Here is a 12987-nt window from a genome sequence, read left to right as displayed (position 1 = left end):
CGAAATATCGGCGAATGATGGATTCCCTCGCGTCCCCCAAAGACGCATCCGCGCTCAGACTAGCGCACGGTGCCCGCGTGGCGCTATTCGATTTCTCGAATTCGCGATAAAGCGGGTCAGTGCTCCGGCAGGAGGATCGCCGCCAGGTGCGCGCACATGTGCGCCGTCGTGAAGGTCGCCTCCACCGCCGCCCGGCCCGCGACGCCCATCCGCTCGGCGCGATCGCGGTCGTCGACGAGTTCCACCAGGCGATCCGCCAGCGCCTCGGCATCGCCCACGGGGACCAGATGCCCCGTCTCCCCCTCGGCGACGTACTGGGTCATCCCCGGGGTGTCGGTGTTGACCACCGGGCGACCCGTCGCCAGCGCCTCGAGCGTCACGGTCATTCCCGACACGTGCAGGTTCGGCCTCGTCGCCGTCGCCACCACGCTCGCCGTGGCGTACAGCTCGCGCAGCTCACGGTGACTCATCCGATCCACCACGCGCACGCCGTCGGGAGCGCCGCTCGCGGAGGTCTGCACGATCAGCTCGACCTCGGGGCGCTGCGCGTGCACGAGCTCGAACGCACGGAACAGCGTCTGCGGGTCGCGATCGCGGTCGTTGCCGATGCTCAGGATGCGCGGCCGGTCGGGGAAGGGCCGCGCCGCGAAGAAGTCGGCGTCGATCCCGAAGGGCACCGCCGTCACCCGAGGGCCGTTCCCGCCCACCAGGTCGCGCAGCGGATCGACCTGCCCGCGGCTGAGCACCCACAAGTCCTCCGCCCCCCGCAGCACGTCGATCAGCCGCGTGGGGACATGTCCCCGCTGCACCATGTCGGTCAGCCAGATCACTCCGGAGGCGAACCGGCGCCGTGGGCGCGTCACCTGCATCCGGAAGGCGGCGTTCTCATCCCAGGTGAAGGCCATGCCGTCGACGGGACGAGGCCCCAGGCCGGTCCGGGCGCGCAGGCGAGACAGCCGGCCGGGAGCGGGGAGGTCGATCACGTCCACCCTGGCGAACCGGCGGAGGCCGTCGAGACCGTACTGCCACGCGCTCGGGACATCGCCGACCGAATGGCGCAGCTCCCACGCGCTCACCGACTGCTCGGCGGGGAAACCCCAGGCGAGGGCGGCTTCGGAACGGGGCGCTGACGACACCGCCCCAGACTAGCGCCACGACCGCGCCGGGCCGCTCGGGCATACTGTTGCGATGCGCTCCCAACCGTCGCCCTCGTCGCCCTCGCTCCGCATCGCGCTGATCGGCACCCGCGGCATCCCCGCCGCCTACGGCGGGTTCGAGACCGCCGTGGAGGAGGTCGGGCGCCGGCTCGTGGAACGCGGTCATCGCGTGCTCGTGTACGGGCGCGACGCCGGCACCAGCGGCGACGTGCACCTGGGCATGCGCCGGGTGACGCTGCCGGCGGTGCGGCAGAAGGCTCTCGAGACGCTGAGCCACACCGCCCTGTCGACCGCGCACGCCGTCACGAAGGCCCGCCCCGACGCCGCCTTCGTGTTCAATGCGGCCAACTCGCCGTTCCTGCCCGTGCTGCGGGCGCGGGGCATCCCGGTCGCCCTGCACATGGACGGACTCGAGTGGCGCCGCTCGAAATGGGGCGGTCGGGGGAAGGCGTACTACCGCTGGGCCGAAGGCTTCGGAGTCCGCACGGCCGATGCGATCATCGCGGACGCCCCCGGGATCGCCGACTACTACCGGCATCAGTTCGACGTGTCCAGCGAGCTGATCCGCTACGGGGCACCGCTTCTGGACGACGCCGAGACCGACGGCATCCGCGCCCTCGGTCTCGAACCGGGCGGATACCACCTCGTCGTCGCCCGCTTCGAGCCCGAGAACCACGTCCGCGAGATCGTCGAGGGGTACGCCGCATCGACCGCGGCCAAGCCCCTCGTGGTCGTCGGATCCGCCCCCTACGCGGCCGACTACACCGCCGCGATCGATGCACTCGCCGCGGCGGACGAGCGCATCCGCCTCCTCGGCGCGGTGTACGACCAGGACCTTCTCGACGCGCTGTACCACCACGCCTTCACCTACCTGCACGGCCACTCCGTCGGCGGGACGAACCCCTCGCTCCTGCGAGCGATGGGCGCGGGCACCGCGGTCATCGCGTACGACGTCGTCTTCAACCGGGAGGTGCTCGACGGCCAGGGCTGGTACTTCGGCGACCCGACCGCGGTGGCGACGGCGCTGGAGGCCGCCGAAGCCGATCCCGCTGCCGTGGACTCGGGTGCACGCAGCCTGCGAGCCCGAGCCGCGGAGGACTTCTCCTGGGACGCGGTCGCCGACGCGTACGAGCAGCTGGCCCTGCGCCTCGCGCGCGGGGAGTCCATCCATCCCACCGCCCGCCGCGCTCGACGGCGCGAGCAGGAGTGGCCCGGCTAGCCCTGCTCGACCACCGGAGCAGGGTCCTCCGAGCGCTCGGGCGCCAGCAGGCGCTCCCGATGCCGGTGGATGTAGATCGCGTACGGGATCACCTGGCACACGACCAGGGCGAACGCGACACCCAGCAGGGGGCCCACGATGCCCAGCACGGGCGTCAGGACGAGCGACAGGACGATGCTGACCGCGGCCATCGCGAGCGTCGGGATCACCTGGAAGCGGATGCCCGGCTTGTCCATGATGAACATTCCCAGGGGATACACCGCCGCGGTGAGCATGATCATGCAGCCGAACGCGAGGATCGTGGAGGTGCGGACCTCGAGCTCGCCGCGCGTGATGAACTCGAAGAGCCACGGGCCGATGAGCCACACGAACGCGGTCGCCCCGGCGACCGCTCCGCCGAACAGCAGCGAGAGCAGGGCGGGTCCCCGCCGGAGCTCGCCGCGGTGGCGTCGCCGGGCGAACTGCGGCCACAGCGCGACGCCGGCCGCCATGACCAGCCCGTTGAGCGCGAAGAAGACCTGCCCCGCCACCCCGTACTCGGCGACGTCGGTCGGCGTCCCGTACTGCGCGAGCACGTAGCGCTGCGAGCCCACCGCGATCGGGTACGTGACCATCTGGGCGAGCATCGGCCAGCCGACGTCCATGACCCGGACCCCGGGCACGCGACGCCAGCGCAGCAGCACCCGGAGGGCGTCCGGGATGAGCGGCGCCGTCGACCGCGTCACGAGCAGGAAGCCGATGATCGCCGTCAGCAGGGAAGCCGCGTACGAGGCGACGGCCAGGAACGAGTCGAAGTCGCGTCCGCCGAAGGTGAGCATGAGCCACGCCCCGGCCAGGGTGACCGGCGAGATGAGGCCCTGCACGAGGATCACGAGATGATTGCGGCGCTGCCCGAGGAGGATGCGGAACCACACGCCGAGCGTCACGGTGAGGCTGAACAGCGTGATGCACAGGAAGGCCGCGAGCGGGGCGCCGGGGATCGCTCCCGCATCGCCGAACAGCGCCCGCCATCCGCCCGTCACCAGCAGAACGGTGTTGATGACCATGAGTGCCGAGGCGAACATCAGGAGGATGCGTCCGACCGAGGTCACCTGCAGCCGGAGCTTCCGGTCCGTGCGCACGTCATCGCTCGTCGCGACCGCGTTGACGAGCACCGCTCCGCTGCCGAGGTCGGTGAAGGTCAGCAGCGAGGGGATGGTGATCAGCAGCGTGTAGAGCGCGTAGTGATCGACGTCGGTCTCACCCAGGATCATCCGCGTCGTGATGACGCCGCACACGAGGGAGATGACCATCGTCACGGCGCGCGCGCCGAGAGCCAGCAACGAGTTCATGGCGGCTAACCGCGGGCGTTCCGTCGTCCGAGACGCGGGCGCAGGCCCTTGCCGCGCTCGTCGGTGTAGTACGGGTTCTTCGCGGCGCCGCGCACTCCGTTGAGCACGATCCCGACGACGGGCGTCCTGGTCGATTCGAGGGACGACAGCGCACGGGCGAGGTCCGTCCCCTTCGTGCGATTCGCCCGGACGACGAAGAGGGTGCCGTCGGCCATGGTCGACAGCCACAGTGCGTCGCTCACCGACAGCACGGGCGCCGTGTCCAGGATGACGTAGTCGTACTTCTCCCTGGCCTCGTCCACCACTCGGTGCAGTTCCCCGCTGGAGAGGAGCTGACCCGGGTTCGGCGGCTGGGCGCCGGCGGTGAGGATGTCGAGCCCAGGGCGTCCCCACTGCTGCACCGCCTCATCGAGCTCGATGTCGCCGATCAGCACCGTCGTCAGACCGACCGATCCTTCGAGCTGGGTGTATCGCGCGGTGCTGGGGCGACGCAGATCCGCCTCGATGAACAGGACGGAGCGTCCGCCCTCGGCCAGCGTCAGGGCGAGTCCGAGTCCGACCGACGACTTGCCCTCCTGCGCCGAGCACGAGGTGACCAGGATCACCCGACGGTTCTTGTCGACGTCGACGAACTTCAGGCTGGCCGACACCTGGCGCATCGCCTCGGCGACGCGGCCGTCCGGCTGTGCGCGGATGATGCGGGCCAGGGTCTGGTTGTCCGCCGCCTCGGGGATCTCTCCGAGCACGGGGACCTCGGTGATCTCCTCGAGCGCACCGGCTGTGGCGACCCTCGTCGCGAAACGCCGACGCAGGATCGCGAAGACGACGCCGGCGACGAGTCCGGCGGCGACGCCGAGCGCCACGTTGTTGCGCGTGTTCGGGGAGATCGGGACGGTGGGCGTCCGCGCGGGCGAGATCGTCTCGATGCGCACGGCCGGCTTCTCGTCGGCACCGAGCGGAGAGACGTTGCCGACCGCGACGGCGAGCTCGCTCGCGATCGCGTTGGCGGTCTCCTGCGCGCTCTCCCCGCTCGTGTCGGTGACGCCGATCTCGATCACGACGGTGTTGAGCGGCACGTTCACGTCGACCCGGCGGGCGAGCCGGTTCGGCGTCTCGTCCAGACCCACCTCTTCGATCACCGGGTCGAGAACGGTCGGCGAGACGACAAGGAGCGTGTAGGTCTGCACGAGGCTCTGCACGTAGTTCGACCCCTGCAGCAGCTCGCTCGTGCTCTCGCCGCGCGTCGGGATGACCATGACCTGCGCCTCGGCGCGGTACTCCGGATCGACGAGCTGGGAGTAGCCGTAGGCGGCCCCGCCCCCGAGAAGCATGAGAACGATGATCACGACCCAGTGGCTCCTGAGCGACTGGAAGTAGTCCTGCAGTGTCATGTGTCCCCGTCCCCCTCGGCACGACTGCGCGATGGTCCGCGGTGCCTCACAGCACCCCATTATCGCCTATGTTGGAATCGAGGGCCGGTGATGCCGGTTCCGCATCGAGGGGAACACGTGACGCACAGGCTCATCTTCGTCTGCGAGGCGAACATCTGCCGGTCGCCGCTGATGGAGCAGGCTCTCCGCGCGCGCGTCGACGCGGAGTCCTGGGAGATCAGCAGCGCGGGCACGCGCGTCGGTCCGGGAGACCTGCCGATGTGCGAGGTCTCGGCCGAGATCGCTGCGGCATCCGGCGCCGACACCGCAGCCCACCGGTCCACCGCGATCGACGTCGGTGACCTGCAGGTCGCGGACCTGGTGCTCACCGCCAGCAGGGCGGAGCGCTCGGTCGTCGCACAGCTCGTTCCGGAGGCCAGGTCGAGGACCTTCACCCTGCGAGAGGCCGTGCATCTCGGCGCGGATCCGCTCGACCCCGACGAGCTCGCGGTGGTGGCCGCGTTCAGCGCCGCCTCGGCCGCGGACGACCTCGCGGCCTACGCATCCGCCCTCCACCATCGCCGCGGCTTCGTGCAGCCGCCGAGCAGCGGACGGACCCTCTTCGGGAAGCGGCGCCCGCATCCCTTCGACATCCCCGACGCGCACCACGGGAGCGCCAGGGAGCATCGCGCGATGCTGGAGCGGACAGCGCTCGACATCGCCGAGCTGGAGCGTCAGCTGGACGCCTTCCTCGTTCCGCCCGCCACCGGCCGCGCCGCGCGCTGAGGACCGCAGGTCTCAGGCCTGCGGAAGGGATCCCAGGAACGTCGCGACGGCGCGCCGGTAGGCGTCAGGGGCGAAGCGCTCGCGGGCGGCGTCCCGATCGCCGATGGCCGCGGCCCGGCGCAGGTCCCAGCCCTCGTTCACCGCGCGGAGGGCCCGAGCCAGCTCGTCGGCATCGCCCGGTGTAACGAAGGTCGCACTGCCGTAGGGCCCGACCGCTTCTCGAAGTCCGGGGATGTCGCTCGCGACGACCGGGCGGGCGGCCAGGATCCCCTCGACGGCCGTGTTTCCGAACGACTCGTCCTGTCGGGACGGCACCACGAGGACATCGATCTCGGCGAGCAGCGGCCAGATGTCGGATCGGAAGCCGAGGTACGCCACGCGATCCTCGACGCCGAGCGCGGCGGCCCTCTCCCTCAGCTCGCGGTCGAACCCCTCGTTGCCGGCGAAGACCGCGCCGACGAGCCGGAGCTCGGCGTCGATCCCCTCGCGACGCAGCGCGGCGAGCGCCTCCACCGCCGCATCCGGACCCTTGCGGTGTGAGAGACGGCCCACGTATCCGATGCGGATCCGGTCGATGCGCGCACGCGGCGGCTCGACGTCATCCGGGGAGGCGACCCCGTTGAGGATGACCGTGGCCCGACGGCCGAGCGCGGGGAGCACGGCCCCTACGGTCTGCAGCGTGAAGCGGCTGTTCGCGATGATGCGGTGCGAAGCGAGATGCGGAGCGTACAGGGCGAGGTTCACCAGCCGGGAGGCCGAGGCCTCGGCCTCGTGCACGTGCGTGACCGTCGGCACCCGACTCAGCCGCCCGATCAGCGGCCAGGACGGCAGGACGATCGTGCTGACGTAGAGGGCCCGAGGACGCAGACGACGCACGATCGCGACGGATGCGGCGATGCCGCGGACCGCATCCCTGGCGGAGCGGAGCCAGTTGCGCGGGTGCAGAGAGGACTTCCGGAGCACGAACATCGGCGGGATCAGGACCTCCGCCCCGATCGCCTGCAACTCCCCGACGAGAGGCCCGCGCTGCGGAACCGCGACGACGACCCGCTCGTCCCTCTCCCGCAGAGCGCGCGCGCTCTCCAGGAGCATGCGGTCGGAGCCGAAGAGCTCCCAGCCCGGGTGCACGAGCAGGTACGGGACGCGGTCGTCGTCAGTCACGATCCCATTGTGCCCGGATGCGTCGTGCGCCGTGCGTCCCGGCTCGGCCGCGGTGCTGCGGCCGAGCCGGGATCGCCGTCAGCGACCGCTCCCGAGCAGGACGGTGCCGTCGGCGAGGCCGAGCAGCGCCGCGAGCGTGGCGGACAGCGGCCGCGCGATCGCGGCGTTCGCCGCGATGTCGTCGGCCATCGCCGCGAACGGTTCGGCCGTCGCGGTCTGGGCGTTGCGCCATCCCGGGTTCTTCGCCGCGGCCAGCTGGGCCGGGGTGCGGAACGTCTCGTACACGTCGCCGGACCCACCCCAGGTGACCATCGACGGGCCGCCGGCGGCGCTGCTGAACAGGTTCCCGTCGATCGTCACGTTCCACGTGTCGACGGCGCGTCCGGTGGCCGTGTCGTGTGCGAAGATCGCCCGCGGCCCCCCAGCGCCGAACACGTTGTTGCGGATCGTGATGTTCCGCGTGATCCACGTGACGGTGGGGTCCACGCCGGGCACCCGGGGATCGCGCCCCACCTTGTGCGTGGCCTGGCGCCGTTCGTCCTGCATCAGGTTCAGGTCGTGCCGGGAGTTGTTGCCAAGATCGTTGTTCGAGATCAGCACGTTCTCCGTGTCGAAGATGCGGATGCCCTCCCGGTTGTCGAACGCCTGGCTGCGGGCGATCGTCACCTTCGAGGACAACTCGGCATGGATCCCGATCTCCGTGTTGTCGTTCGAGGTCACATCGAGGATCTTCACGTCGTAGCAGGACTCGTCGAACCACGTGCCGCTGCCGATGTTGCGGCTCGTGTCGACATTGCTCATGACGATGCCGCGCGTACGCGTCACCTTCACGCCGCCCGCCACGGGCGATCCGTTGAAGTGCTCGGTGTTGTTGTCGGTGACCAGCGAGTCCGAGAAGGTGGTGCCGTATGCCGTCGTGATCGACATGCCGAGCAGCCCGTTCCGGCGCACGGTGAGGTTGTCCACGGTCGCGCGGTCGTTTCCGACGAACAGTCCGATCGTGGCGTTGTCCTCGATCACGAGGTCTCGCAGCGTCACCCCGACGTTGTGCATCCGGACCGTGCCGAGCACGTCGTACGAGGTCGCGTAGCGACGCACGCCGAAGCCCTGGAGGACGGAGTTCGCCGAACGCACGTTGAGCGCCTGTCCGAGGTCGCTCGCTCGCACGTTGCGGCCGGTCGGGTCGGTGCCGAGGATGAGCCGGTCTGCCGCATCGTCGACCGCGAACGTGCCGGGGACGACCTGCGCCGCCGTCGCCACCTGTCGCAGCGGCACCCCGTCGACGTAGAGCTGATCGGGGTGGTTCGCCATGGGGTAGTTCGGGTCGACGAACCAGCTGGCGTTGCCGTTGAGCATGTCGTCGTCGAACTCCGCCTTCCATCCCGAGCTCACCCAGGTGGCGCCGGACTTCGACCAGTTGCTCACCCGCGAGGAGCCGTCGAACCACACGGCCTCACCGGGGTAGGCCTGGATCTTCATGGTCTTGCTGAAGGGCACCTCGACGGACTCGTGATACTCGCCGGCGCGGACCACGATGGTGGAGCCGGCCGGGGAGGCGTCGACGGCGGCCTGCACCGAGCGGAAGGGCGCGGCGGCGGATCCGTTCGCGGCCCCGGTCGTGCTCTTGACGTCGACGAAGACGGCTCCGGCCGGTACCGCGTACTGGGCGGTGCCGACAGCGGCTGCCCCGCGGGCGGGTGAGCCCGTCCCGGGCTGCGGCTGGGGCTGCGGCTCCGGCTGCGGCTCCGGCTGGGGTTCCGGCTGCGGTTCCGGCTGCGGTTCCGGCTGCGGCTCCGGCTGCGGCTCCGGCTGCGGCTCGGGCTGCGGCTCCGGCTGCGGGGCCGGAGTCTCCGAGCTCAGCGGCCCCTGCGCGGTGGCGGCCTCGATCGAGTCGATCTGCAGATCGGTGGGCGCCGTCGCACTGGTGGAGGCGTACCCCCACACCGCGAAGCCGCCGGATCCGGACAGGCGCTCCCGTGAGGAATCCGTGACGGCGAGCTGCGGGGCACCCGGCGCGGTCCCTGCCGGGGTCAGGCGAGCCTCGAACGTCACATCGTCGGTGCCGGTGACGGTGGCGTCGAACGTGTACCACCCGTCTCCGAGGATGCTCACCGGCAGGGAGACGGACTTCAGCTCGGCCTCCGAGCCGCCTCCGGTGCGGATCACCGAGAGCTGGGCACGCCCGTCCGCATCGGTCAGCAGGCGGATCCGGTAGGCGGAGCCGTCGCTCTGCACCCGGGTCGTGTACGCGTAGTACCCGCGGCCGCCGCTGCGGTCGAGGCGGAGGTCGGCGGAGATGCGCACGTCCTGGACCTGGACGGAGCGCGGGGTGAGGTAGGCCGATTCGCCGGGGTTCAGCGTGATCGCCGCTGCGCCGTCGGCGACGCTCGCGACCGCGGCCCGCGACGACCACGACGAGTAGTCGATGCCGTTGTCGGAGGTGCCCCATCCGGCCGGGGCGGTGCGGTCGAAGTCATCGGACAGCAGCACGCCGGGGGAAGCGGTGTCGTCCGCGACAGCGGGCGCGGCTCCGAGCGCGCCGAGCAGCAGCGCCGCCGTCGTGGCTGCCGCCGTGACGAGGGCAGCGGTTCGAGGATGGGAGGGGTGGGAATGGATCGGGTGACGTCGCGAACGCAACAGGGTCTCCTAGGGGTTTCAGCCCGCGTACACCGCGCCCCTCCAACCAGCCCCCTCCGGGCGAGATGGTGTGCAGTATCGGTACGCACCGCCTACCCGGAAGGGCGACGGCCAGGGCACAGTCTATACACGAACCGACGCGGATCGTTGTGGAACCGAGATATTCAGGACGGATCCGCAGGGTCCGGCACGACCACCATGCTGCGGATGAACCGCATCTTCCCGCCCACCTGCGGGATGCTCTCGACCCGCTCGACGGTCACGGGGACGAGACCCTTCGTCGCGTGGCGGAGCTTCTCGGTCGCCGCGTGGATCCCCGCCTGCGCATCGGGGGCGTCACTCGGGATGCACCGCAGAGTGACCGAGTAGTCGGCGTCCTGGACGATCTCGAACTGCCGGATCGACAGCGGCGCGTCGTCGAAGATGTGCCCGAGGGCTCCCGCGATGGTCGTGCCGTCCGGCAGGCGGACCGCGTCGGAGGATCGGCCGGAGATGGCCCCGAGGCGGGGTAGGCCGCGACCGCACGTGCAGGCGCCGGAGCGGTAGCTGCTGATGTCGCCGAGGCGGTATCTGACGATGGGGAAGACGCGATTCGTGAGGTCGGACACGATGACCTCGCCCTCGACGTCCTCCGGCACCACGTGGTCCTCATCGTCGACGATCTCGATGCGTCGGACGTCCGCGAAGACGTGCAGCCCGTTCTGCGCGGCGCATTCGCCCGCCATCCACGGGATCTCGGCCGAGCGGTAGTGGTCGAAGCACGGCGCACCGAACGCCTCCTCGATCTCCGCCCTGGTGCCGGGAGACAGCGGCGCCGCCGTCACGGCCACGGCCGCGGGCGGCGTGACGGTGAGCCCCATCCGCTTCATGCGACGAACGGTGTCGAGCACTCCCCCGCCGTAGCCGATCAGGAAGCGCGGGCGCAGCCTGTTCCACCGCTCGACGAACTCCCGGACGGAGGCGTCGGTGATCTGGAAGGCGTCCAGCTGCACGCGTCGAGACGGAAGCCAGCCGAGATCGTGGCGGATCCGGGCGGCGCCGGTCAGCACATGCCGCGTCACGATCCCACGGTCATCCCAGGGCTTCACGCCCCACCAGTCGAAGAGGCGCCATTCCAGCGCGCGAGCGGGGAACCGCAGATCACGCAGCAGGTGCAGCGGCAGACCGGTGCTGCCACCGGTCCGGGACACGACGCTCGTCCGCGAGTCGGCCTCGTCGGTGCGGATGCGCTCGAAGTTCTCGCGCAGCATCGCCTTGTCCACGATCGGCAGCGCCGCGAACGCCGCGGGATCCCGCAGGTCGTCGTCCGTGATCCCGTGGGCGGAGTAGAGGTCGCGGTAGAACGCGCTGTGCCCGAAGGCGAACCGGGCATGCGCGATGGACCGTTCGGCGCTCACCTGGGCGATCCGCTCCGGGGAGAGGGCATCCATCGCGAGGAACTCGCGATACGCCTCGGTGCTGCTGCGACCGCCGACCGCGGTCTTGAGTCGGAATGCCGCTTCGCGCATCATGCCTCCACCGCCCGCCCGCGGGGGCGCACCCGCGCCAGCCGAGCCCGCAGCGCCTCACGATAGGCCGCCGCGTGCGCGGCACCCGCGTCGTCCCACTCCCGACGCGACAGGTCGGGGCGATCACCGCTGATCGCCCGCACGGCGCGGAGGGCCTCCAGGAGGGCGTCCGCATCCACCTCCCCGTCGTACATCTGCACCCACTCCGGTCCCACCTCGGCGGCGAGCGCCTCGTTCGGCGCGTTGCGCGGGACGAGCACCGGACGATCGAGGGAGAGAGCGGCCAGCACGCTGCCCGAGTTGTGCATGAAGCGGTAGGCGAGCACGATCAGCTCGGAACCGGTCACGAGCTGCACGAGCTCCGCATCGCTGAGGAACTCCAGCTCCAGGACCACGTTCGGCAGGTCCGCAACACGGGTGCGCAGATCCTCGGCGAGCTCGGCGCTCGACGCCTTGCCGCCGACGATCATGCTGATCTCGGGGTCCCTCGCCACAGCATCGGCGTAGGCGTCCACGAACCCGGAGACGCCTTTGTAGCGGCGCACGCCGCCGAACGTGCCGAGGCGTCCGCGCAGACGCTCCGCGCGGGGCTGCACGCCGTACCAATCGCGGTAGTGACCGTGCAGGATGACCGTCTGCGCCGTTCCGGCGGGAAGCGGGGTCGTCTCGTTCAGCACGATGCGGTGATCGGCCTGCCGGTCGATGCGTCGCAGCAGCCACAGCCGAGCGGCGTTGTCATCCGGCAGGTCGAGGTTGTGCACCGTGCGCACCACGGCGATGCGGCGTGAGAGCCCGTGCCGCAGGGCCAGCAGCCCGGTGAGGGCGTACTTGCCGACGGAGGACACCGCGCTCGACCCGTGCAGCTTCACCTCGGGCCAGTGCCAGTGGAACACGTCGTATCGGCCGAGCAGGGCCTCACGCCAGGAGAAGCGGACGTGCTCGATGCCGTCGGTCGCAGCGAGCGCCTCATCCAGCATCGTGATGTACGGATTGGTGGTCACCCGGGGCGCCCCGAAGGACTGCATCACGCGCAGCGGCCGCCGCGGATCAGACATCGGCGGCCAGTCCTCGGATCGAGCGGTACCAGCGCAGCGCCGCGAGCAGGAGCATCAGCACGTTGATCACCGCGAGCGCGGTGTAGATCCCGACGAACACGGGCTGCCACCACAGCAGCGCGAAGACGAGGCAGAGGAACCCGTAGTCGGTCGGGATGACGGCGAGCGAGTAGAGACCCCCGGATCGCCACGCCTCCCTTGGTGCCTCCGCAGGGCCGTGCGGGTGCTCCAGCCGATGCACCCGGCGCAGGAAGTCGGCGGCGATGATGCCGAAGAAGAACACGTTGGCCGATGCCGCGAACACGAGCGGCACGAGCAGCCAGCCGTCGGGCAGGTCGAAGAAGCGGAACCAGCAGACGAGCACGGCGAGGTGGATGGTCGCGAGCTTGATCGAGTCGAAGAAGTGATCGAGCCACTCCCCCGCGAGCGAGCCGGTTCCGGTGAGGCGAGCCAGCTGGCCGTCGGCGGAGTCGAGAGCGTAGCCGAGCACGAGCAGGACGGCGATGAGGATCGACGACCAGACCGTCGGCGGAAGGAGCGCGATGAGAGCGACACCCGTGAGCGTGAACACCGCGCTCACGATCGTGACCTGCGTTGGCGTCATCCGCAGGGCGTACGCGGTGGCCGCCATCGGACGACCGAGCGGCCGGTTGATGTAGCGCGAATACGCGGCGGCGCCCTTGGACGATTTCTGCGCCTCTTTCAAGCGACTCATCGCCGCACGGATCTCTGACACGACAACTCCCCCAGGCGGCGTCGAATG

The 12987-nt window shown here is 70.5% G+C and carries 10 protein-coding genes; 2 read left to right on the top strand and 8 right to left on the bottom strand.

The window, feature by feature from the left end:
* Window positions 1-116: 116 nt before the first annotated feature.
* The gene (locus tag CSX12_RS02970) at window positions 117-1136 is read right to left on the bottom strand and encodes a glycosyltransferase family 4 protein (RefSeq protein WP_241160550.1); all 1020 of its coding nucleotides are present in this window, start codon (window positions 1134-1136) and stop codon (window positions 117-119) included.
* A gap of 52 nt (window positions 1137-1188) precedes the next feature.
* Between CSX12_RS02970 and CSX12_RS02965 the strand changes: the two genes are divergently transcribed.
* Entirely contained in the window at window positions 1189-2376 is a 1188-nt protein-coding gene (locus CSX12_RS02965) for a DUF1972 domain-containing protein (protein ID WP_017204648.1), read from the top strand.
* On the opposite strand, the gene CSX12_RS02960 is transcribed toward CSX12_RS02965, so the two are convergent.
* Window positions 2373-3707 (bottom strand): hypothetical protein, encoded by a 1335-nt coding sequence (locus tag CSX12_RS02960; RefSeq protein WP_124894802.1) that lies wholly within the window; start codon window positions 3705-3707, stop codon window positions 2373-2375. The genes CSX12_RS02965 and CSX12_RS02960 overlap by 4 nt on opposite strands.
* A gap of 5 nt (window positions 3708-3712) precedes the next feature.
* Entirely contained in the window at window positions 3713-5098 is a 1386-nt protein-coding gene (locus tag CSX12_RS02955; RefSeq protein ID WP_164479527.1) for a polysaccharide biosynthesis tyrosine autokinase, read from the bottom strand.
* Window positions 5099-5215: 117 nt separating this feature from the next.
* On the opposite strand from CSX12_RS02955, the gene CSX12_RS02950 reads away from it, so the two are divergent.
* Window positions 5216-5863, top strand: a complete 648-nt coding sequence (locus CSX12_RS02950; RefSeq protein WP_017204646.1) for a hypothetical protein — start codon at window positions 5216-5218, stop codon at window positions 5861-5863.
* Between the two features lie 12 nt (window positions 5864-5875).
* Here CSX12_RS02950 and CSX12_RS02945 read toward each other — a convergent pair whose 3' ends face one another.
* From CSX12_RS02945 to CSX12_RS02925, 5 genes are all read right to left on the bottom strand, one after another.
* The gene (locus CSX12_RS02945; RefSeq protein ID WP_124894800.1) at window positions 5876-7024 is read right to left on the bottom strand and encodes a glycosyltransferase; all 1149 of its coding nucleotides are present in this window, start codon (window positions 7022-7024) and stop codon (window positions 5876-5878) included.
* Between the two features lie 78 nt (window positions 7025-7102).
* Complete coding sequence (locus CSX12_RS02940; RefSeq protein ID WP_124894799.1) at window positions 7103-9661, bottom strand: right-handed parallel beta-helix repeat-containing protein; 2559 nt, start codon at window positions 9659-9661, stop codon at window positions 7103-7105.
* 164 nt (window positions 9662-9825) lie between these two features.
* Complete coding sequence (locus tag CSX12_RS02935) at window positions 9826-11169, bottom strand: phenylacetate--CoA ligase family protein (RefSeq protein WP_124894798.1); 1344 nt, start codon at window positions 11167-11169, stop codon at window positions 9826-9828.
* Window positions 11169-12224, bottom strand: a complete 1056-nt coding sequence (locus CSX12_RS02930) for a glycosyl transferase (RefSeq protein WP_124894797.1) — start codon at window positions 12222-12224, stop codon at window positions 11169-11171. Before CSX12_RS02930 ends, CSX12_RS02935 begins: the two co-directional genes overlap by 1 nt.
* Window positions 12217-12939, bottom strand: coding sequence for a CDP-alcohol phosphatidyltransferase family protein (locus CSX12_RS02925; protein ID WP_051000939.1), 723 nt, complete (start codon window positions 12937-12939; stop codon window positions 12217-12219). Before CSX12_RS02925 ends, CSX12_RS02930 begins: the two co-directional genes overlap by 8 nt.
* Window positions 12940-12987: the final 48 nt, after the last annotated feature.

This window comes from Microbacterium sp. Y-01, assembly GCF_003856715.1.
In the GTDB taxonomy this organism is placed as follows: Bacteria; Actinomycetota; Actinomycetes; order Actinomycetales; family Microbacteriaceae; genus Microbacterium; species Microbacterium algeriense.
This window is presented reverse-complemented; position numbering and strand designations above follow the sequence as displayed.